A 19,953-nucleotide genomic window follows, 5' to 3' on the forward strand; every position below is an offset into this window, starting at 1 on the left:
GATTTATCACATAGGTTGATGACATCTGCATCAGCGAAAATTTTGTTTGGAAACGTCCGGTTTTCAACTGGCATCCAAGTAGCTGTTTCAGCAGCAATGCCCTGTAAGTCATGCTGCGCACGCACGCAACGTAAGAAACGAATTCACCGATTGGGCTCGGAGCGGTCATTTGACAGTTTTTTTTGGATGACCGGTGTTCCATGCTGAGCAGACATTGGTTAGGTCGATGCCACTCATTGCGGCATCACCCTCACGGGAACGGTATGGTTTTGGTTATGAGTTCAGGCCTGATGTTAAAGCATCAAGATAATCTAAAAACATCCAATCATCTGTCTACAGTTCGGCGATCGAGCATTATTGCACCCACTGACCGCATACCAACCTCCCTACCCTTCCCCTTGTTCGCACTTGGGGAACTTACCCTCGGCACGCCGCCATAGTGCCGACTGGCCAACCAGCGATCATACCGCTCCGCCACTTCTGCAATAGGCCTCGCACAATTTCCTCGCCCATACCCAACAATCCGCGCCGCCTGGCCCTTACGCTGATATTCCGCCAACACACTGCGCGCGCGTTTGGTCGACACGGTTGATCCGGATTTAAACTGCAGGATGAAGTCAAAATCGCTCTGGTTCGCGAGCTCTTTGAAGTTGGGGATCTCGACGGTTTCATGCAGGCGTTTTGCATCGTCGCCACCCACCCGGAATATCACCTTGGTGCCAATGTTGCCCTTGATCGCCGCCAAAACCTCGGGCGCGATTTGATCCGTGTGCTGATGGCAAAGCAGTATTGATACACGGCTTTTGCGGATACCCGCTAACGCTTCGACAATCGCCAATGAAGTTACTGACTGGAATTCATCAATGACCACGTGGAAGCCTGGAAAAAGCGCGTCCACCGGCATACCGTCTTTCATTGGAATGTCGCGATGCGTGCCCTCGTAGATAATTCGCGACAGGATCAGGGACGCCAGCGTGTTGGCATTGACCGCCCCCATCTTCCACTTGTTGAAATCCAAAATCACCAATCGCTGCCGCGCAATAGCCTGCCGGATATCTAGCGCCGATTTCTGCTGTCCCAAGATATTCCGCAGGATGGGTGCGGATTGGAACCTCCGGATCTTGTTCAATGACGAGTTGAGATTGTGGGCTTTGTCATTTTTGCTCCAGGCTGCGTATTCGCGGAACCAAAAGTCCTGCACCGTTTGCTCCGTGCATTGGTTGACCACCCACCTGCGGTACGCGTCATCGTTGAGCAACCGCACGGCCCCCAGCAATGTGCCTTTGCTTTCTCCCGGCAAATCAAACAGCGGACGGATCGCATTCATCAAAATGTCATCCATTCGCGCGCCCCAGCTGGAGAGATGAATGTGGCGCAGGCAGGCGACGATTTCATCGGTGAAAGTTGCAAAATGCTGCGGCGCGATGCCATCAAGCGGGTTGTATCCAACGGCAAACTCCGGATCGAGCGGGTTGAAGTAGACTACATCGCCTGCGCGCTCAGCCGGAATATGATCCAAGAGCCATCTGGCATCTTCGCCGTGGAAGTCAAAATAGCATCCGCCCCGGCCCGCATAGACATCCTGCATGAAGCTCTGCTTGGCCCACGAACTCTTACCCGTCCCTGTCTGGCCCAGAACATATCCGTGTTGATAGCGCGTCTCCTGCTCAATAAAGAGCGCGCGTTCATGGCCGCGTTCCATACCTAAAAATTGTGGATCGTGTTGCATCGCAGTTTTGGGTCACCAGCCCGCCCAATCCAGAGCCGCCTATCGGAGGTGACGGATCGGTGCAGGGGGTTTGCGCGCGTTGCGCCCTACCCCTTGCTAACCCGCTACGCTGCGGCTGCGTCGATTGATTACCAGAGGGTCTGCGTTTGCATTGGCCGCGTACTGCTTCCGGGTCTCAGTCAGGCAGCCGGTCTCCGTGGTCGCGTACAGGTCACGGATCGCGCTGGTGATCAAAAAGGACGATGTGGTCTTCGTAGTATATCAAAAAACACCGGGCTCAGGGGCGGTGTTTAGTCGATGACCGGCATGACCAGCTTTAGAAGATGATCAGCCAGTTCATCTTGGCGGTCTGGCGGGAGCGCGCAGATGGCAAGAAAGGTTTGTTCAAGTTTGAAGGTCATGAGGGACTAAGTTACTTGGCTGATGACAAATTGCAGCATGCCAACAACGATTGCCGCGATGGCCCCGGTTTGGATAAGCATCGCCTTGTAAACCTTTGTTTCAAAGTCGGTTAAGCGTTGATCCAAGACATCGACGGTTACCAGACCACTTTCAGTCAAGAGCTCAACCACACCTTCCGCCTGGACACGGCTAAAACCTCTCTCTTCTAACTTTTGAATTGCGCGATTTGTATCAAGTGAGATTGTTGTCATAACTATTTGTATTACATTACTATTCTAGCACAGACCTCCGCTTCTGTCAGCTTCCCGGCTGCCCAATCTGCCGTACAATCGGGTCAGACGTTCAATCCAAAATGAAGGGAGACCCGAGATGGGCAAACTGATTAAGTTTGACCATGTGAATGCACATGGCGATTTTGAAAAACTACTGAGCCAATACGGCATCGACTATAGCAAGAAGGGTGCGCAGTTGCGCGCGCTTTGCCCCTTGCATGAAGATACCAACCCGTCCCTTTCTGTCGCGTTGGAAGCTGAGGGCGATACGCTGGCGAACACGTTTCATTGTTTTGGCTGCCATCAAAGCGGCTCGATCATTGATTTTGCCGCCCATCTCGATGGCGGTACCCTGCGCGAGGCCGCTGAGATCGTGGCGGAGCTCTCGGGTTGTGGTTTGGCTCCGGCCAAGACACCAAAACCGGCCAAAGCCTCAAAACGGCCCGCTAAGGACGCCAAAGGCAGCAAACGGGAAAAACCCCGACCTCAGACGGACAAAGCCGCAGAGGGCCATTCAGCCCCCTCTGAGCGCGCGTCTGAGGCCAAACAGAGCAACCAACCGCTGAAGTTTGAGCTCAAGCTGGATGGCGCTCACCCCTATGCCCTTGAACGGGTTGGCCAATGGGGTTGGTTCCAGTTCGGCATTGGCGTGCTCGACGCTGCAAGCCGTAGCATGATGGCGGGGCGCTGTTGCGTTCCCATTCACAATGCAGAGGGCGACCTGATCGCTTACGCCGGACGCCACATTGGTGAAGATCCCGATGCGCAAAAGTGGCTGTTGCCGCCAGGGTTTCAGAAACAGCAGACGCTGTTCAACCTGCATCGCGTTGCCGGTGCAGAACAGGTTGTCCTGGTCGAAGGCTTCTTCGATGTTGTGCGGTTGGCGCAGTTCGGCATCCCTGCCGTGGCCTGTATGGGCACGGCGGTGTCAGACACGCAGGTTGCGCTGTTGAAGGCCGCCAACGTCCGCCGCGTGGTTCTGGCCTTTGACGGCGATGACGAGGGGCAAGCGGCTGTGCCCGCTGCCCTTTCCGTGCTCACCCGTTCCCTCTTTACCCGGCTCGGAGCTTTGCCAGTTGGCGAAGATCCGGGCAGTGCCGATGAGATGGTTTTACGCCAGCTCATTGCGTAGGACTTAGAACCCGTTCCCGCTTACCGTCGGCGACCCTGCCAATTCCCCCTTGCTCGTTGAGCTGGGGGGATTTTTTTTGGCTGGGTCAGTGCGTGTTGCGCCCGACTTGATTGGATTTGCGTGCGGAGCTGTCTGTGAGACAGATCAAGCGCTGTTGTTTTCCGAGTACCCGGAAAAAAATGCAATCAAGTCGGGCGCATGCCCGGACGGTAAGCGGTACCGATATCGTTGCGCTGCAACGCAATTTCGCCCGTTTGCTTGACACCTTCGTGTCTAGCGGGGCGCGCCACAGGTATGTATGCGCGTCAAGGCCACTTCTTATTTGAAATTCACGCACGGTTGTCGCACCATGTGCTCATGGCTTTGAGGCAATCGCCGATGTCCGTTATCCCCATGAAAAGATTTTTAAATCTCTTACTGAGTATTATTTTCTTAGTCTTCTTCTATGGGTATTCTTAGGGTGCCAAATTGGCACTTCTTGAGAGGAAATATTGGCACTTCCAGAGGTGCCAATTTGGCACTTCAGGAAATGCCTTACTGCACTTTATCCACACGTATCTCGTAGAGGTTCGGTTTTCCGAGCCCACGTTTTTTCACTTTGATGTAGCCCTTGGTTTGCAGCTCGTCGATGTACCGCACGACACTGCGCTTTCCTGCGCCCAAATCTTTTGCAAGCCGTTCCTGCCCGGGAAAACAATGATCGTTCTGCCAAGCATATGACAACAACATCGCATAGGTGAGTTTTGCGTGAGAGGTCAGCTTTGGTGTTTTGAGAATGGCATTTGGCACCTGCGTAAAACCCGACGCTGAAAAGGCATCACCTCCGGTGATGACGATGTTCTTCTCCTGGATCACGTCCCCAATGGATTTCATTTTCATTGCCATGATTATACATTATGCACCTCCGGTTGTTCCTCCTCAAAGCGCACAGATTGGGGGGATTGATCCGCCGCACTTCCCTGCCCTCTGGGACGTTCAAGCCGTCCGCCGATGGCAATTGTCTCCAGCGTGCCGAGCATCCGTTCCGCGATTGTTACAACGTCGCCACGCTGTCCACGTGCTGAGACAATCTCTTCGCGCAAAAACTGGTTGTTCTCTTTTGCCTCGGTCAGTTGCTCACGCAACCCGAGGTTCTCAGCTGTTAACTTGGCCAGCTCTTCGCCTACATTCAGCGGCACAGCACGTCCCTGCTGCGGCACCTCGGTGCGTGCAGCTGCATGTTCTGGTTTTTCGGAAACTGCATTCTCCTGCATGTCGCTGCGTGCAGGTTCGTCTACTTCGGCATGCACCGGCATCATGCTGCGCGTCGCTTCAGATGCAGCGGCATCCGGCTGCATCTCGGGCTGCCCAGAAAATTGTGGTTTGGAATTTTCCGCAATCATGTCGGGCACAAGTTTTTGCTCAAGAGACAGAAGGGAAGTTTCCGTCGTGAAATATCGCCCGAGCACGCCGCGCTTCTGGCAATCCAAATCTCCCGTTCGGCACCACCTTTGAACAGTGTCTTTGGACTTCGAAAAACCCTTAGATCGGAAATGCTCACGTACCTGTTCAACCGAGATCGTGTAGTCTTCCGGTAGGGAAGCGGCATGCACCTGCACGTCATCATGTGCCGCTGTATCCTCCTGCAAATCGTTGTTTTGCTCGGTATCCTCAGCAGTGTGCACCTGCGGTGCTGGTGCATGCAGCGGGTCTGGTCTTTGGTGGCCCAAAAAGTCGGTCGTCATATGCAGGTAGTTTAGCATATTTGTAGAGCCGAAATTTCCGGCGATGTTCCGCCTAGTAAATGCGGATTGTTGTACGAATGTTGTACGCGTCAGATAGAGAAACTTAAGTTATTGAAATACAATATTCTATTGATCGCCTCGCCCGCTCCAATTTTCACTTTCGTGACTGATAAGGGCCGCCAATTTGGCGGTCTTTTCTGTTGGGGGGCAAGCCTGATGGTCCACGGGCCGGCCAAACCGGCAAACTGCCGCCGGATACATCCCCCACTTGGACGAAACTTTGTCTAAAAACAGCAATCTGTTAAGCTACTGCGGAAGAAGTTGCCATTTTTGCTGCTTGCAAGCTTCGACTGCCAGGACTTTTGCCGAATTTTCATTAAAAGGATCAGTATCATGACCACCTATACCGGAACCATTTTTAACAATCTCTACGACTTCCCGGGCTTGAGCATCGTTCCCGGTACAATCGACGGCAACCTTGGTCGGGACACTATCGATGGTACGGGTCTCAACTTGAACTATCTGTTCGATTTCGAAAATAACCTCCTCAGCCTGACAGATGGCACACGCCCCCACACGTTTCTGAGTTTTGAAGAAGCCATCGGCGGCAACGGCAACGATATTATGATCGGCGGTTCCGGAACCGCTCCCTACAACCTGAACGGCGGCAATGGCGACGACACAGTCGGCCCCGGCTCTGCGGGTATCCTGAACGGAGACGAGTTTCACGGCGGTTCGGGCACGGATGCCCTCGACTTTCTGAATCTGAGCACCAATTTCGTCGTCGATCTGAATACCGGCGAATTTTCAACCGGCAGCTTTATGGCCACGGTCTCCGGCATCGAAGAGGTCCGTGCCGGCAGCGGGGACGACTTCCTGCGCGACGCGGTAGGCGTTAACGCAACACTGCACGGGGGCCTTGGCGATGACACGTTGGCTACGACAACCAGCTTCACCGGGTCCGAACACTATGACGGCGGCACTGGCACGGACCTGTTCGATTTCACGCTATTCACAGACGATTATACCGCTAACCTTCTGACAGGCGAATTTTTTCGGGCTGATTCAATCTCAATCATGTCGCTTGAGAGTATCGAGCAGGTTACGGCAGGCACAGGTAACGACAGGCTGTACGCCGGAGACGTCGCCAGCGCATCCTATTCGATGATGGGCAATCTTGGAAATGATACGATTTATGCGCGTGCCGATGGGTTGATCAACGGGGACACCTATGCGGGCGGTGGCGGATCGGACAGGTTAGATTTCGGTAGTTTCACCGCCAATGTCCGTTTCAATATGCTGACGGGGACATTCCTCTTTGGCAACGGCACTGGCGGGGGCAGCGCGACTGGAATCGAGGATGCGCGCGCGGGCTCGGGCAACGATATCATTGGTGGCACTGCCAATGATGATCGCATGTCCGGTCGCGCCGGCAACGATACGTTGGTCGGCAATGAAGGTAATGACTCCCTCTTTGGCGGAGATGACCGGGACATCTTGCGCGGCGGCGATGGCAACGATTCCCTTTCCGGAAACAGCGGCAACGATTTTGCCACGGGTCAGGATGGCAATGACACGCTCACCGGAGGCGATGGCGACGATACGCTCGTTGGCGGCGATGGTGCCGACCAAATTAGGGGTGGTGACGACAACGACGGCCTTGCAGGCAACGACGGGAACGACACGCTTGATGGTAACTCAGGTAATGATCGCCTCTTTGGGGGCGCGGGATTCGACTCGCTTGAAGGGGGTATTGGCAACGACAGACTGGAAGGCGGTGCGCAGGCCGATAACCTTTATGGTCAGGCAGGTGTGGACACACTGTTGGGTGGCTCCGGTTTCGACCGGCTCTTCGGCGGGTCCGAGACCGATTTCCTCTATGGCGGCACCGAAGGCGATGCGCTGTTTGGCGAGGCGGGCAATGACCGCCTCTTTGGCCAGCAGGGCAACGACCGATTGTTCGGCGGCATTGGGAACGACACGCTCGACGGAAGTGTCGGCAACGACAGCCTGTTCGGGGGCGCGGGCTTTGACACGCTCTTGGGTGGGACCGGCAATGATGTTCTTGCAGGTAATTTCAACGCCGATCGCTTTGTTTTTGCCGATTTCGGGGGCGGGTTCGGACAGGACACGATCACAGACTTTGCAGCAACGAATGATTTTGAGCGCATCGATCTGAGCCGCGTGGCTTCTATCGTCAATCTGCAGGATCTCGTTGCCAACCACATGAATCAGGTTGGATTGAATGTCTTCATCAACGCGGGCGGCGGCAACACGATCACGCTTCTGAACGTGGACATCAACGACCTTGGCGCATCTGATTTCGTCTTCTGATCCAAGTAAGAGCTTTGAACTTGCACTCAAACAGGCGTCTGGTTGTCGATTTGTGCAACCAACCTGCTCTTCCGCACCCTGAGGAGTTCATATGACGGACTTTCCCGGCACTTTGGGTAACGACCTCTTCATCTTTACAGGCGTCGATCCGTTTGACAGCTATGTCGGGGGTGCGGGCATTGACACATTGGATGCGCGGAGCACCACCGGAAGCTACAACTACGACCTCGCCAACAACTTTGTCTTCGAACAAGCCAGTAACGAACAGGCACAAATCTTTGGTTTTGAGGCGATTCTCGCTGGTACCGGCAACGACGTGATAAGGGACAGCAACACGGCCTTGTCGGTCACACTGAATGGCGGTGGCGGCGACGACTTGATCCAGCCGGGCATTGCGGGCCTGCAAACCGGGGATGTCTTTGCCGGGGGCGTCGGTTTCGACACCTTCTGGTTTGCAGAGTATGTCGCGGATATGCGGCTGAACCTGCAAACAGGGAGTTTCCAAACCGCTTTCGGAGGGCCAGTCGCGACAGTGCTGGGATTTGAAAGCGTGTTTGCAGGCGCAGGTGATGACGTTATCGGCGGCAGCTCCAGGAACGAGGAGTTCTACGGGGCAAGCGGCAATGACACGATTGCCGGTGGCGCGGGCGACGATTTTGTCTCCGGTGGACCGGATCAGGATCTGCTGCGCGGGGACAGTGGCGACGATACCGTACGTGGCGCGTCGGGCAATGACGTGGTCTTGGGCGGCGCTGGTGCAGACTTTCTGTACGGCGGACAAGGTGCCGACACACTGCGCGGTGGTGTCGGAAACGACGATCTGGCAGGCGAGGACGGCAATGACGTGCTGGCCGGTAACGCCGGCAACGACACGCTTTGGGGCGGGAACGGCAATGACTGGCTGATTGGCGAAGACGGGTTCGATCGCCTTTTCGGCGGGTTTGGCCAGGATCGGCTGGAAGGTGGCCTGCAGGCCGACAACCTTTTTGGGGATGCGGGCGTTGACACGCTGCTTGGAGGGGCAGGTTTCGACAGGCTGGAAGGCGGGGACAACAACGATCTGCTTTATGGCGGCACGGAAGGCGACGCGCTTTTTGGTGAGACAGGAAATGACCTCCTTTATGGCCAGTCAGGCGCAGACAGGCTGTTCGGCGGCGTGGGTAATGACCGGCTGGATGGCGGCACGGACAACGACCGCCTTCTGGGCGGTGCAGGCTTTGATACGCTGATCGGCAGCACAGGCAACGATGTGATGGCGGGCAATTTCAACGCTGACCGGTTTGTCTTTGCAGACTTTGGTGGCGGGTTTGGGCAAGACACGATCACTGATTTTGCCGCGACCAATGACTTTGAGCGGATTGATCTCAGCCGCGTGACCACGATCGTGAACCTTTTCGATCTCCTTTCCAATCACACGACGCAGACAGGCGCGAACGTGGTGATTGACGCAGGTGGCGGCAACACGATCACGCTGCTGAACGTAGATATGGGCGATCTGGATGCATTTGATTTCGTGTTCTGATCCGCCAGTGTGACGGGCCAAGCTGGAATTGTGGCTTAGCCCCCTCGGCCCGCAACCTCACGTTTCGGACCCGTGTCGGGTTTGCCAGTCCCGCATAGTTTGGGCATACTTCCCAATTATTTATAGGAACTGCGCCGGGGCCGCTCACCGCGATCCTGCGGCGCACAGATTTTTGAAATGAAGGACATTTGATGACCGACTATCCAGGCACCCCGGGAAACGACACTTATACACCCATCACCACCACCTCCGGGCTCGTTTTTGATGGCCTGGCCGGTCGGGATACACTCATTTACACCGGAAATCCGGACGACTTCGTCTTCGATTTGCGCACCGAATCGATGGTCATTACGAATTTTCTGGGTGCCATCAATGTCACCATCCGCAACATCGAGGTCTTTTTTGCAGGTGATGGTAACAACACCTTCTATACCAACCCCACTTCTACGGAGGTCTACGCGTTCTTCGGCGGCGATAGGCAGGACAATTTCTATTTTGAGGCGACCAGCCTGCAGGGCGGTGAGGTTTTTGACGGCGGTGGCGGCGGCAGTGGTGGGATTGCCCGAAACTCTCTGTTTTTCGAGAACCTGACCACGGGCCTTATTTTCAACATGCAATCCGGCGTTATCAGCGCCTTTGGTGGGGTGCCGCTGGCTGTCACCAATAACATCAACTACCTGCTGGCGGGCAATGGCAATGACGTGATCTTTGCCGGAGACACATTGTTCAATATGAACGGCGGCGGTGGCAACGATACTGTCAACGGCAGCGCAGGCAGCGAGACACTGTCAGGTGGAGACGGCAATGACCTGCTGCGCGGTTTTGACGGCAATGATTTCCTTTTTGGCGGTGATGGCGCGGATTTTGCCATGGGTGGCAACGGGGCCGATGCGATTTTCGGGAATGGCGAAAATGACACCCTGATCGGTGGCGATGGCGGCGACAGCATCTATGCAGGCACTGGAAATGACGCGTTGGCCGGGAATGCGGGCGCGGATGAGCTTTTCGGGGACGCGGGGCATGATCGCCTGCTCGGAGGCGATGATGACGACAGCCTCTATGGCGGCGACGGAGACGACACGCTGCGTGGCCAGGCCGGGGACGACAGTATGGAAGGCGGCGCCGGAAACGACTTTATGGTCGGCGGCACCGGGCAGTACGACATCCTTTACGGTGACGCGGGCAACGACACTGTCATCGGCGGCGCAGACTTTAACGATCTTTATGGTGGCGACGGCAACGATGCCATCGCCAGTACCGCGGGTTCTGCCACAATAGACGGTGGTGCGGGCGATGACCGGCTTTTTGGCAGTGCGGGGTATGACGCCATGACCGGTGGCGCAGGCAACGACACCATCCGCACCGGTAATGGTGACAACCGCGCCTTTGGAAATGACGGCAATGACTTCATGACCGCGGGCAATGGGGCGGACACGCTGGACGGCGGGGACGACAGCGATACGGTCATCGGCGGCGCAGGTGATGACCGCATATCGGGGGGCTCAGGCAATGACGCTCTGGCGGGTGGAACCGGGAACGATGCGCTTTTCGGCCAAGGCGGCAACGATCAGCTTTATGGCGAGCTGGGTTTTGACATGCTGTCCGGTGGTGCTGGCAACGACCGCCTGGATGGTGGCGGACAGGCCGACAACCTTTACGGCGATGCCGGCGTCGACACGCTGCTGGGCGGCAATGGCAATGACAGGCTCTTTGGGGGGGACGGCAACGACTTTGGCTTTGGCGGCAACAACGATGACGCGGTATTTGGCGAAGCGGGCGATGACACGCTGATCGGACAAGCAGGCAATGACCGTCTCTTCGGCGGCATTGGCAATGACACGATTTGGGGCGGCGAAGGCGACGACTCCCTCTATGGCGGTGCAGGCTTTGATACGCTATTTGGCGATGTCGGCAACGACGTGCTGGCAGGCAATTTCAACGCCGATCGTTTCGTCTTTGCCGATTTCGGAGGCGGCTTTGGCCGCGACACGATCACCGATTTTGCCGCGACCAATGACTTTGAGCGGATTGATCTTAGCCGGGTCGGTTCAATCGTGAACTTCGCCGATCTGGTCGCCAACCACATGAGCACGCTTGGCTCAGGCGTTTTCATCAACGCAGGTGGCGGCAACACGATCACGCTGCTGAACGTGACCATCGGCGATCTCGACGCGTTTGATTTCGTCTTTTAATTGATTGGGAACTGCTCAAGACACCTGGCAGCGTTGCGCTGGTAATCTTCTATCGTGGCGTCAATGCTGCGCCGATCACGCACGACAGCCAGCGCCTTTTTCTTTTGGGCCCAGGTACCGCTGACATGGCGCTCAAGGATCAGCAGTGTCACGCCCAGCATGACCTCCTTTTCCTCTTCCCCAATCAGGTCCGACCGTCGCAATGCCACAGCTGTCAGTGCCAGGGTGTTGGCACACCGCAGCGCTGCCGCTTCTTCGCCTTCAAAGGTACGCTGCGCCTGCGCGCACCCTGCAACCAGCCAACCGCACAATGCGAGGGAGAACAGTTTGCCCATGCCTCAAAAAACCTTGAAAGTCATGGTCGTGAGCGATCGTTCGATGCCTTCAATATCCAAAAGCCTGTCGTTGATGTAGATGCCGACGTCCTCTTCCTTTGGAATATAGACTTTCATCAGCAGATCATAATCACCGGAGGTCGAATAAAGCTCCGAATGTATCTCGCGCAGCGCAATTTCTTCGGCCACACGGTAGGTGGAGCCGGGTTTGCAGCGGATTTGGATAAAGACGCAGGTGCTCATGGGGCCTCGCTATGCTGATCCATGAAAGGTGACACAGACGCCGCAACGCGGCAATCCCTGAACGCGTGCTCTTGGCGCAAGCGCGCGTGCTGCTATAAGGGCGCCAGAACCACCCCACGGAGACCATCATGCGCCAAGCGTCGCTGACCCGCAGCACTGCCGAAACCGACATCACCGTCAAGATTAACCTTGACGGGTCGGGGTCTTATGACAATCAGACCGGCGTTGGCTTCTTTGATCACATGCTGGATCAGCTGGCGCGCCATGCGTTGATCGACATGCATATCCGCGCCGAGGGCGACCTGCACATCGACGATCACCACACGGTCGAGGATGTCGGCATCACGCTGGGTCAGGCACTGGCCAAAGCAATGGGCGACAAGCGGGGCATCCGGCGCTATGGCGCGTGCCTGCTGCCCATGGACGACGCGCTGGTGCGTTGCGCGCTGGATCTGTCGGCGCGGCCCTTTCTGGTATGGAACGTCGATCTGCCCACAGCCAAGGTCGGCAGTTTCGATACCGAACTGGTCCGTGAGTTTTTTCAGGCATTCGCCACTCATGGCGGAATCACGCTGCACGTCGACATGCTGCACGGGCTCAACAGCCACCACATCGTCGAGGCCACATTCAAATCTGTCGCGCGTGCCCTGCGCGACGCACTGGAGGTTGACCCGCGCAAGGCCGAGGATATCCCCTCGACAAAAGGCGCGCTCTGAACCCAATGCTGACCGCCATCATCGATTACGAATCCGGCAACCTGCATTCCGCGCACAAGGCCTTTGAACGCATGGCGCGAGAAGGCGACAGCGGCGATGTGATCGTCACCGCCGACGCCGACGTAGTCGCGCGGGCCGATCGGATCGTGCTGCCGGGCGATGGCGCGTTTCCGGCCTGCATGGCCGCACTCAAGGGTGCATCAGGCCTGCATGATGCCATGGTCGAAGCTGTGATTGAGAAAGGCCGCCCGTTCCTTGGCATCTGTGTCGGCATGCAATTGATGGCCCGCATGGGCCACGAATATCAAGACACGCCTGGTCTTGGCTGGATCGAAGGTGCAGTGCGCGCAATCGCGCCTGCCAACACGTCGCTGAAGGTGCCGCATATGGGATGGAATGACCTTGTAATCGACATCCCCCACCCTGTCTTTGACGGCATCTCAACGGGCGATCATACGTATTTTGTTCATTCCTATCACATGCAGGTCGACGCCCCTGCCCAGCGGCTGGCCCACGTGGATTATGGCGGTGAGGTCACGGCCATCGTCGGGCGCGACACGATGCTGGGCATGCAATTTCATCCCGAGAAAAGCCAGACGACCGGGCTGCGCCTGATTTCGAATTTTCTCAATTGGCGTCCTTAACGCAGACGTTTCCACGTTGCCTTGGCGCAGTCGGCCGCTTCGCAGGCACGCACCACCAGCAGGTTCCCCTGCAAGGTAACCCACGCCTCCGGATAGCGTTGCCCTTCGGTACCGCGCACTTCTCCTACAAAGCTGCCATCAGGTCGCGGTCGCAACCCCAGCAAAACCTCGCTGCTGACTGCATTGGACGGCGTGTCAAAACCCCGCCGGTCCTTCACGCGCTCCACCCGCCCGCACAACGCCCTGCCGCACCGCTTGGTGCGGATGTGAAAAACGATCCCAGATCGATCTGGCTTTGTCTCCCAAAGGCCCAGGGGAATTTCCGTCTGGTCGTCAGATTGCGCCAAAGCTGGCCCCGCAAATGCGCCGAGGAAAATCAGGACGAAAAGGCTATAGATCAGAGACATTGCAAACAGATGGACAAAGGAATGGGCAGAGTGGCTGTGCAATGACACTCTAGTCGACCGCCCGCTGCCCGGGCAACCCCGTAGCCCAGTTCAACGGCGGATATCCCAGTCGGCCCTCACCCCCAAGCGGCCCCGTTTGCGTGAAACGAAACTCACAGGATGTAGCGTGGGTCTTTTCGAATGGCGCAGGGGTATCGCCCCCCTGCCCCGCTCTTCTCTTCAACGCAAGCGAATGATCCGCCCTTACTTGACCCGGCTCCAAGATTGTTTTGAACAGATCAAACCGCCTGCTACGCACCCAGATAGTTTGAGCACATTGCCCGACACCGTCATCTTCCCGATGTAGACCTTGTTATTCGACGGCCGCCAAACCTTGCCTTCATAAGCGCCGCCACCCTGCGGTACCATGTCAATGACCAGTGTCTTGCCGATGTTCTCGGACTGGTACTCACCGGTGTCATTGAACGTGCGCGCAATTGTGCCACAGACAGCCGCGCCACAGGGCTTCATGTTGACGTGAGCGTAGGCCCCGTCATCTACCTGTGTCTTCCACGTCCCTTCTGCAGGATCGGCCGCATAGGCTGTACCCGCCAAAGCGACAACGGCCAAAGTGGTTGCAAAAAATGACTTCATGATTGTTCCTCCCGAAATTTCAGTTGCCGTTAACCTGCGGGATTGCCCCGTGGTCAGGCAACCCTGACCTTGGGTCGCGTTGCATCTTGTGACGCAACGTGCATAACCGCGCGTGACCCGCATCAAAAGGCCGTGCCCATGATCCTCTACCCCGCCATTGACCTCAAGGACGGACAAGCCGTGCGTCTCGTGCACGGGGATATGGATCAGACAACAGTCTTTAACGACGATCCCGCAGCCCAGGCCCGCACCTTCGTCGACGCCGGGTGCCAATGGCTGCACCTGGTAGATCTCAACGGTGCCTTCGCCGGCGAACCTGTCAACGCGGCCCCGGTTGAGGCGATCCTGAAATCCTGCAACGTACCCGCACAACTTGGTGGCGGCATTCGCGACATGGCCACCATCGAACGCTGGCTTGATAAGGGCCTCGCGCGGGTGATCCTGGGCACGGTCGCCGTGGAAGAGCCTGCCCTGGTCCGCGAGGCGGCCAAGGTTTTCCCAGGCCAGATCGCTGTGGGCATCGACGCGCGCAACGGCAAGGTCGCAACCAAGGGCTGGGCGGAGGAGACAAGCATCGACGCCACGGACCTCGCCAGATCCTTTGAAGACGCCGGCGTCGCAGCCATCATCTACACGGATATCCTGCGGGACGGCGCAATGCAGGGGCCCAATATCGCCGCCACCGCCGATCTCGCCCGCGCAGTCTCAATACCAATCATCGCATCGGGCGGGGTTTCCTCATTGGCTGATTTGATCTCATTGCGCGACACAGGCCTCATCGCGGGTGCAATATCAGGTCGCGCGCTCTATGATGGCGCCATCGACCTGTCCGATGCGCTCGCTGCCCTCACCCCGTGACTTCAATGTTCCATAAATATGCATGCCACCCTGACACGAGGCGCTGAGGCCCGATGTTGAAAACCCGTATCATCCCCTGCCTTGATGTGGCCGATGGCCGCGTTGTCAAAGGTGTGAATTTCGTCGGCTTGCGCGATGCGGGCGACCCTGTGGATGCCGCCATCGCCTATGACGCGGCAGGTGCAGACGAATTGTGCTTTCTCGACATTCACGCCACCCATGAGAACCGCGGCACCATGTTCGATCTGGTGCGCCGCACGGCAGAGCACTGCTATATCCCATTGACTGTCGGAGGCGGGGTGCGCACCGCACAGGATGTGCGGGCACTCCTGCTGGCAGGCGCGGACAAGGTCAGCTTCAACTCCGCTGCTGTCGCCAATCCGGATGTGCTGTCAGAAGCTGCCGATCAGTTCGGCAGCCAATGCATCGTCTGCGCGATCGACGCCAAGACCACGGCCCCCGGAAAATGGGAGATCTTCACCCATGGGGGCCGCAAGCCCACCGGCATCGATGCGGTCGACTTCGCCCGCACCGTGACAGCAAAGGGTGCAGGGGAAATCCTGCTCACGTCCATGGATCGTGACGGCACGAAAACAGGCTTCAACCTGCCCCTCACCCGGGCGATCTCCGATGCGGTCAGCGTGCCGGTCATCGCGTCTGGTGGTGTCGGCACATTGGATCACCTCGTCGAGGGCATTACAAAAGGGCATGCCTCTGCGGTGCTTGCCGCCTCAATCTTTCATTTTGGTGAATTCACCATAGCGCAGGCCAAACACCATATGGCGGCCGCCGGCATACCAATGAGGCTGACATGACACTTGATGATCTCTACACGACGATCCTTACCCGCAAGAACGCAGACCCAGATAGCAGCTGGACTGCTCAGCTGCTCGCCAAAGGCCCCGAAAAATGCGCAGAAAAGTTTGGTGAAGAAGCCATCGAGGCCATCATCGAGGCCATCAAGGACAACAAACCCGCCCTGACATCCGAGGCCGCCGATGTCCTCTATCATCTTTTGGTGATGCTCGCCGCGCGCGATATCCCCCTTTCGGACGTACTTACCGAGCTTGCCAACCGTCAACACCAGTCCGGCCTCGAGGAAAAAGCGACCCGCTAGTCCCCTTTCATCCTTTTTGCAAATACCTTGGGGGTTTGGGGGCAAAGCCCCCATTAAGAATAGACCGAATGCGGGCCTGCCCGCTCATCCGGAATCATACCTTTCTGCGTCAGCGCGGGGCTTCGGTCTGACCGCCGCCTGCCCGCCATCCGCACAAGAAAAAAGCGCCCCACGAACGATGCCGGGGGCGCAAAGGTACGGAACGAGGGACAGTAAGGTGATCGTCGAGGGTTCCGGCCCCGGCGTCATATTCATGAGGTAGGTATCCTCCCGCGCAAAACCAGTCATAGTCCCAATCTTGTGAACAAGACGTTAACTATGCGCGGAAAATTGCTCAGGTCAGTCAAAGATATCTTCAACGACATCAAAGATATCTTCCGCCATGTCCTTGAAACGCTTGGAAAACCAGCCTCTGCGCTTGGATTTCTTGCGATACTTCTTCTGTTGATCTACCGGTTTGCGGGGCTTTGCAGCGTAGTGTCGCACTTTCGGCTGATGGGTGACTGCGGGCCTGGTATCCGGCTTTTGTGACGGCAACATCTTGAGGTTACGCAAAGGTGCCCCGCAACTGGCGCAGGCCAGTTCCTGGCGCCCCGAATTCAGGCGCAGCGCAGCCTTGCTGCCACAATGACAGCAGGTCGCGATTTTAGTCGGAAATGCGATGACGGCCTCCGTTCAAACGTGGTTCTTACTGGCATATAGGGCGATTGCAGCGGCATTTGAGACGTTGAGCGACCCAAATTTGCCCGCCGCGTCAATCCGTACCAGCGCATCAACGGTATCACGGGTCTTTTCGCGCAATCCCGGCCCTTCGGCCCCCAGCACCAGAGCGACGGCGCGATCTTCCTTGTCTGCCACGGCAGCCTCTACTGTCTGCCCTGCCTCCCCGTCCAACCCCAACACCAGATAGCCCATATCCTGCAGACTACGGATCGCATCGGCCAGGTTGCGCACCCGCAAATACGGCTGACGCTCCAACGCCCCGCTCGCAGTTTTGGCCAGGGCGCCGGTTTCCGGCGCGGAATGATGACGGGTGCCTATAACAGCCGATGCGCCCAGAACCTCGGCAGACCGCAGGATCGCCCCCACGTTATGCGGATCCGTTACCCTGTCCAGCAGGACCACGCGCGGCGCATCCTCTCCGATACACACATCTTCAAGCCGCCCCCAGTTGAGCGGTTTGACCTCGAGAACAGCACCCTGATGAACTGAACCCTGATCAATCGGCGGCTTGAACTTGCGGGGATCGATGATCTGCGGCGAAAGCCCCGAGACCTCAATTGCCGCGTCCAGTTTGGCGTGCGCATTGGGGGTCACCTGCAACGTAATTTTCTCACGTCGCGGGTTCATCAAGGCGTCGCGCACCGCGTGCAACCCAAACAGCCACAGCGTCTCGCGCGCGTCCGCCTTCTTGCCCTGCTCCTTGGCGACAACCCACTTTGGTTTTTTCATGCAACGCCTCCTGTCGGTCCCGTGTACTGACATCCTCGCAGCAAGCCAAGGCACCTTGCTTTTGTGGTTGACGCCCCAAACCCCCACGTTTAATCAGCGCCGAAGTGGGCGACAGGCCGCAAGGTGTGGCAGGGGACTGTAACTCCCTCGCGGAGACGCACGCCTGGTTCGATTCCAGGGTCGCCCACCATCCCATCTCCCTATAACCATCGACACTCGGCCGGCTTTTTTGACAGCTTTCCTTTTCGTTGGGTACGGGCCTGAAGGTCGCCCAAGATTTCACAATTGGCCTCGGCCCTGTGTCACATGCCCTTTGACTTTTACAGCGAATGCTTGCTTCAAAGCGCGGTGACTGGCACTTTCTCCGCAAAAGTCTTTTCCGATGGACCGATGCGTCGACCGTTAGGCTTTGGCTTATCGCGACCCGGAGAGAGAATGGAAAAAACGCTCGAGATCGCGCATGAGTTAACATTCGACCGCCCGGTCGAAGAGGTTTGGACGCTTTTGTCTGACTCTCAGCGCATGCATGTGATCAGCAGCGCCGGGTTCTCTCCTTATGAAGCCGAAGATGTCGTCACCGCGGACGGCTCAATCGAACGCGCAGCAGTCAAGTCGATTGGCCCCTTCAAGCTGCGATGGCGCGAGCGGATGGGTGAATGGGCCGTGCATGAGTATTTCAGCCAAGCCCGCCTGTTCGAAAGCGGTCCGTTCCAGGAACTGACAGTGCATGCATATTTTGACGAAAGTGATGGGAAAACGACCATCAAAGCGCTCTTCTTTGCAAAGTGGAGCGGTTTGCTTGGGTCTGCCCTTGCCCGGCTCGGTGTTCTTCATTGGATGACACGGCAACCTGTGATCGCCATGCGCAAGACAATGGCGGAATACGAGAACCTGAGACTGCCCGTCCCCCGGAGCGAACTGCATACGGTGTCGGGGCGCGCCAAGCAGCGGTTGGCGCAGGCGATGAAGGAGATCGAGAAAGGTCCGTTCGGTCAGGGGCTGACAGAGCCTCTCAGCAATTTTTTGTTGAAAGCCGATCCACATTCTCTGCGCCGCATTCGCCCCCTGAAACTGGCAGGTGCTTGGGCCGTGCCCGAACAGCATATGATCGAACTCTGCATTGCCGCGCACAAGGCGGGTGTGCTCAGCATGCGATGGGCCATCATCTGCCCCAGATGCCGTGACGGAAAGGCCGACACGGAAAACCTCGCTGACGTTCCAAGCGGTGCGCATTGCACATCCTGCAACGTAGATTTCGACCGGGATTTCGTGAACAATGTGGAGCTGGTCTTCAGCCCATCTGCGTGGCTCCGGGCATTGCCAAGCGGAAGTTTCTGCATGATGGCCCCGGCGAATGTGCCCCACATCAAATGGCAAGAAGTCATCCCGCCAGGCCAGGTCGTCGACAAAGAATTGGATGTACCTCAAGGGCAATACCGCATTCGAACCGTGGAGGCCGGTAGCGAGATCATTGCAGATTATGATGGCCGATCCTGGGTTGGTGTCACATTGAACGGCGAGGCCGTTCAAAGCGATCCGGCACGGTCCGGCCGCTTGATATCGGTCCGCAATGTCGGAACGGATCCGCGGACGATCGTGGTGGAAAATGCCAATTTCAGCCGGAACCGGCTCACGATCGGCAGGCTTGCCACCGTGCCCGCGTTCCGGGATTTCTGTCCCGATCAGTTGCTTGGCGCAAAGCAGACGGCAGGGATTGGTCAGGTCGCGATCCTGTTTTCCGACCTTGAAAAATCCACGTCCCTATACGAATCCATCGGTGATGCGTCGGCATACGCACTGGTTGTTGAGCATTTCGATTTTGTTGAGACGCGTGTGCGCAGGCATGGCGGTATCATTGTCAAAACCATAGGTGATGCGGTCATGGCCGCATTTTCCGACAGCGAAGCCGCGCTGAATGCAGCGCTCGATATTCAAAATGAGATCGGTGAATTCAATGCACGCGATGACCGCCCCGCACTTAGCCTCAAGATAGGCATACACGAGGGGACGTGCGTTGCCATGCGTTCAGAACAAGGGCTGGATTTCTTTGGAGGCACCATCAACATGGCCGCGCGCCTTCAATCAAAAGCTGCCGGCAAAGAGATCGTTTTGTCTGCAGATTTGGCCCGTTCAGATTTGCGGACGAAAATTGCGCAGTACGACACCAAATGGGACAAAGCCAGTTTGTCCGGATTTGAAAAGCCCGTCGAATTCGTAAGACTGCACTGTTGAGACTGGCGG

Annotated in this window: 20 protein-coding genes and 1 tRNA gene; 11 read left to right on the forward strand and 10 right to left on the reverse strand. The window is 57.0% G+C overall.

All coding sequences use genetic code 11. From position 1 onward, the window contains the following. Positions 1-325: 325 nt before the first annotated feature. Together H9Q16_RS07635 and H9Q16_RS07640 are read right to left on the reverse strand one after the other, a co-directional pair. Positions 326-1,729 carry a type IV secretory system conjugative DNA transfer family protein gene (locus H9Q16_RS07635; protein ID WP_191074722.1) on the reverse strand — a complete coding sequence of 468 codons (1,404 nt, stop codon included), beginning with the start codon at positions 1,727-1,729 and terminating at the stop codon, positions 326-328. A gap of 407 nt (positions 1,730-2,136) precedes the next feature. Then, entirely contained in the window at positions 2,137-2,382 is a 246-nt protein-coding gene (locus tag H9Q16_RS07640; protein ID WP_191074723.1) for a hypothetical protein, read from the reverse strand. A gap of 118 nt (positions 2,383-2,500) precedes the next feature. Between H9Q16_RS07640 and H9Q16_RS07645 the strand changes: the two genes are divergently transcribed. Continuing rightward, positions 2,501-3,535, forward strand: a complete 1,035-nt coding sequence (locus tag H9Q16_RS07645; RefSeq protein WP_191074724.1) for a CHC2 zinc finger domain-containing protein — start codon at positions 2,501-2,503, stop codon at positions 3,533-3,535. 534 nt (positions 3,536-4,069) lie between these two features. Here the strand turns inward: H9Q16_RS07645 and H9Q16_RS07650 are convergent. Both H9Q16_RS07650 and H9Q16_RS07655 read right to left on the reverse strand, forming a co-directional pair. Next, entirely contained in the window at positions 4,070-4,420 is a 351-nt protein-coding gene (locus tag H9Q16_RS07650; RefSeq protein WP_191074725.1) for a helix-turn-helix domain-containing protein, read from the reverse strand. Positions 4,421-4,422: 2 nt separating this feature from the next. Beyond that, positions 4,423-5,259, reverse strand: coding sequence for a hypothetical protein (locus tag H9Q16_RS07655; RefSeq protein ID WP_191074726.1), 837 nt, complete (start codon positions 5,257-5,259; stop codon positions 4,423-4,425). A 393-nt stretch (positions 5,260-5,652) separates the two neighbouring features. Here H9Q16_RS07655 and H9Q16_RS07660 point away from each other — a divergent pair, with 393 nt between their 5' ends. From H9Q16_RS07660 to H9Q16_RS07670, 3 genes are all read left to right on the forward strand, one after another. Continuing rightward, on the forward strand, positions 5,653-7,593 hold the full coding sequence (locus H9Q16_RS07660) for a calcium-binding protein (RefSeq protein ID WP_191074727.1): 1,941 nt from the start codon (positions 5,653-5,655) through the stop codon (positions 7,591-7,593). A gap of 91 nt (positions 7,594-7,684) precedes the next feature. Next, positions 7,685-9,115: a calcium-binding protein gene (locus H9Q16_RS07665; protein WP_191074728.1), complete on the forward strand. Its 1,431-nt coding sequence runs from the start codon at positions 7,685-7,687 to the stop codon at positions 9,113-9,115. Positions 9,116-9,306: 191 nt separating this feature from the next. Continuing rightward, a complete protein-coding gene (locus H9Q16_RS07670; protein WP_191074729.1) occupies positions 9,307-11,307 on the forward strand; it encodes a calcium-binding protein in 2,001 nt (666 codons plus the stop codon). On the opposite strand, the gene H9Q16_RS07675 is transcribed toward H9Q16_RS07670, so the two are convergent. Beyond that, positions 11,304-11,642, reverse strand: a complete 339-nt coding sequence (locus H9Q16_RS07675; protein WP_191074730.1) for a hypothetical protein — start codon at positions 11,640-11,642, stop codon at positions 11,304-11,306. The two genes, H9Q16_RS07670 and H9Q16_RS07675, sit on opposite strands and share 4 nt — an antisense overlap. Positions 11,643-11,645: 3 nt before the next feature. Further along, entirely contained in the window at positions 11,646-11,885 is a 240-nt protein-coding gene (locus tag H9Q16_RS07680) for an Lrp/AsnC ligand binding domain-containing protein (protein ID WP_191074731.1), read from the reverse strand. Between the two features lie 128 nt (positions 11,886-12,013). On the opposite strand from H9Q16_RS07680, the gene hisB reads away from it, so the two are divergent. Both hisB and hisH read left to right on the forward strand, forming a co-directional pair. Then, entirely contained in the window at positions 12,014-12,601 is a 588-nt protein-coding gene (hisB, locus tag H9Q16_RS07685) for an imidazoleglycerol-phosphate dehydratase HisB (protein ID WP_191074732.1), read from the forward strand. A gap of 5 nt (positions 12,602-12,606) precedes the next feature. Next, positions 12,607-13,245 carry an imidazole glycerol phosphate synthase subunit HisH gene (hisH, locus tag H9Q16_RS07690; protein ID WP_191074733.1) on the forward strand — a complete coding sequence of 213 codons (639 nt, stop codon included), beginning with the start codon at positions 12,607-12,609 and terminating at the stop codon, positions 13,243-13,245. Here hisH and H9Q16_RS07695 read toward each other — a convergent pair. Both H9Q16_RS07695 and H9Q16_RS07700 read right to left on the reverse strand, forming a co-directional pair. Continuing rightward, positions 13,242-13,652 (reverse strand): DUF2147 domain-containing protein, encoded by a 411-nt coding sequence (locus H9Q16_RS07695; protein ID WP_191074734.1) that lies wholly within the window; start codon positions 13,650-13,652, stop codon positions 13,242-13,244. The genes hisH and H9Q16_RS07695 overlap by 4 nt on opposite strands. A gap of 243 nt (positions 13,653-13,895) precedes the next feature. Next, positions 13,896-14,285 carry a DUF2147 domain-containing protein gene (locus H9Q16_RS07700; protein ID WP_191074735.1) on the reverse strand — a complete coding sequence of 130 codons (390 nt, stop codon included), beginning with the start codon at positions 14,283-14,285 and terminating at the stop codon, positions 13,896-13,898. A 138-nt stretch (positions 14,286-14,423) separates the two neighbouring features. Here H9Q16_RS07700 and hisA point away from each other — a divergent pair, with 138 nt between their 5' ends. Genes hisA through H9Q16_RS07715 form a run of 3 tightly spaced genes read left to right on the forward strand, consistent with a single transcriptional unit; the run spans position 14,424 to position 16,260 of the window. Further along, positions 14,424-15,143, forward strand: a complete 720-nt coding sequence (gene hisA / locus H9Q16_RS07705) for a 1-(5-phosphoribosyl)-5-[(5-phosphoribosylamino)methylideneamino]imidazole-4-carboxamide isomerase (RefSeq protein ID WP_191074736.1) — start codon at positions 14,424-14,426, stop codon at positions 15,141-15,143. Between the two features lie 53 nt (positions 15,144-15,196). Continuing rightward, positions 15,197-15,958, forward strand: coding sequence for an imidazole glycerol phosphate synthase subunit HisF (gene hisF / locus H9Q16_RS07710; RefSeq protein WP_191074737.1), 762 nt, complete (start codon positions 15,197-15,199; stop codon positions 15,956-15,958). Beyond that, on the forward strand, positions 15,955-16,260 hold the full coding sequence (locus tag H9Q16_RS07715) for a phosphoribosyl-ATP diphosphatase (protein ID WP_191074738.1): 306 nt from the start codon (positions 15,955-15,957) through the stop codon (positions 16,258-16,260). The genes hisF and H9Q16_RS07715 overlap by 4 nt, the downstream gene beginning before the upstream one ends. A gap of 339 nt (positions 16,261-16,599) precedes the next feature. Here the strand turns inward: H9Q16_RS07715 and H9Q16_RS07720 are convergent, their stop codons facing one another. Next, complete coding sequence (locus H9Q16_RS07720; protein ID WP_246455541.1) at positions 16,600-16,800, reverse strand: hypothetical protein; 201 nt, start codon at positions 16,798-16,800, stop codon at positions 16,600-16,602. Between the two features lie 135 nt (positions 16,801-16,935). Beyond that, the gene (rlmB, locus tag H9Q16_RS07725; protein ID WP_191074739.1) at positions 16,936-17,712 is read right to left on the reverse strand and encodes a 23S rRNA (guanosine(2251)-2'-O)-methyltransferase RlmB; all 777 of its coding nucleotides are present in this window, start codon (positions 17,710-17,712) and stop codon (positions 16,936-16,938) included. A 106-nt stretch (positions 17,713-17,818) separates the two neighbouring features. Here rlmB and H9Q16_RS07730 point away from each other — a divergent pair. Continuing rightward, positions 17,819-17,902: transfer RNA gene (locus tag H9Q16_RS07730), tRNA-Tyr, on the forward strand. Positions 17,903-18,147: 245 nt separating this feature from the next. Beyond that, on the forward strand, positions 18,148-19,944 hold the full coding sequence (locus H9Q16_RS07735; protein WP_191074740.1) for an adenylate/guanylate cyclase domain-containing protein: 1,797 nt from the start codon (positions 18,148-18,150) through the stop codon (positions 19,942-19,944). Positions 19,945-19,953: the final 9 nt, after the last annotated feature.

This window comes from Sulfitobacter aestuariivivens, from assembly GCF_014763045.1.
GTDB lineage: Bacteria > Pseudomonadota > Alphaproteobacteria > Rhodobacterales > Rhodobacteraceae > Sulfitobacter > Sulfitobacter aestuariivivens.

Excerpts from the sequence above, each read along its gene's own strand:
- H9Q16_RS07635 (WP_191074722.1), bottom strand. The coding sequence starts at position 1,729 with ATGCAACACGATCCACAATTTTTAGGTATGGAACGCGGCCATGAACGC.
- H9Q16_RS07640 (WP_191074723.1), bottom strand. The coding sequence starts at position 2,382 with ATGACAACAATCTCACTTGATACAAATCGCGCAATTCAAAAGTTAGAA.
- H9Q16_RS07645 (WP_191074724.1), top strand. The coding sequence starts at position 2,501 with ATGGGCAAACTGATTAAGTTTGACCATGTGAATGCACATGGCGATTTT.
- H9Q16_RS07650 (WP_191074725.1), bottom strand. The coding sequence starts at position 4,420 with ATGGCAATGAAAATGAAATCCATTGGGGACGTGATCCAGGAGAAGAAC.
- H9Q16_RS07655 (WP_191074726.1), bottom strand. The coding sequence starts at position 5,259 with ATGACGACCGACTTTTTGGGCCACCAAAGACCAGACCCGCTGCATGCA.
- H9Q16_RS07660 (WP_191074727.1), top strand. The coding sequence starts at position 5,653 with ATGACCACCTATACCGGAACCATTTTTAACAATCTCTACGACTTCCCG.
- H9Q16_RS07665 (WP_191074728.1), top strand. The coding sequence starts at position 7,685 with ATGACGGACTTTCCCGGCACTTTGGGTAACGACCTCTTCATCTTTACA.
- H9Q16_RS07670 (WP_191074729.1), top strand. The coding sequence starts at position 9,307 with ATGACCGACTATCCAGGCACCCCGGGAAACGACACTTATACACCCATC.
- H9Q16_RS07675 (WP_191074730.1), bottom strand. The coding sequence starts at position 11,642 with ATGGGCAAACTGTTCTCCCTCGCATTGTGCGGTTGGCTGGTTGCAGGG.
- H9Q16_RS07680 (WP_191074731.1), bottom strand. The coding sequence starts at position 11,885 with ATGAGCACCTGCGTCTTTATCCAAATCCGCTGCAAACCCGGCTCCACC.
- hisB (WP_191074732.1), top strand. The coding sequence starts at position 12,014 with ATGCGCCAAGCGTCGCTGACCCGCAGCACTGCCGAAACCGACATCACC.
- hisH (WP_191074733.1), top strand. The coding sequence starts at position 12,607 with ATGCTGACCGCCATCATCGATTACGAATCCGGCAACCTGCATTCCGCG.
- H9Q16_RS07695 (WP_191074734.1), bottom strand. The coding sequence starts at position 13,652 with ATGTCTCTGATCTATAGCCTTTTCGTCCTGATTTTCCTCGGCGCATTT.
- H9Q16_RS07700 (WP_191074735.1), bottom strand. The coding sequence starts at position 14,285 with ATGAAGTCATTTTTTGCAACCACTTTGGCCGTTGTCGCTTTGGCGGGT.
- hisA (WP_191074736.1), top strand. The coding sequence starts at position 14,424 with ATGATCCTCTACCCCGCCATTGACCTCAAGGACGGACAAGCCGTGCGT.
- hisF (WP_191074737.1), top strand. The coding sequence starts at position 15,197 with ATGTTGAAAACCCGTATCATCCCCTGCCTTGATGTGGCCGATGGCCGC.
- H9Q16_RS07715 (WP_191074738.1), top strand. The coding sequence starts at position 15,955 with ATGACACTTGATGATCTCTACACGACGATCCTTACCCGCAAGAACGCA.
- H9Q16_RS07720 (WP_246455541.1), bottom strand. The coding sequence starts at position 16,800 with ATGTTGCCGTCACAAAAGCCGGATACCAGGCCCGCAGTCACCCATCAG.
- rlmB (WP_191074739.1), bottom strand. The coding sequence starts at position 17,712 with ATGAAAAAACCAAAGTGGGTTGTCGCCAAGGAGCAGGGCAAGAAGGCG.
- H9Q16_RS07735 (WP_191074740.1), top strand. The coding sequence starts at position 18,148 with ATGGAAAAAACGCTCGAGATCGCGCATGAGTTAACATTCGACCGCCCG.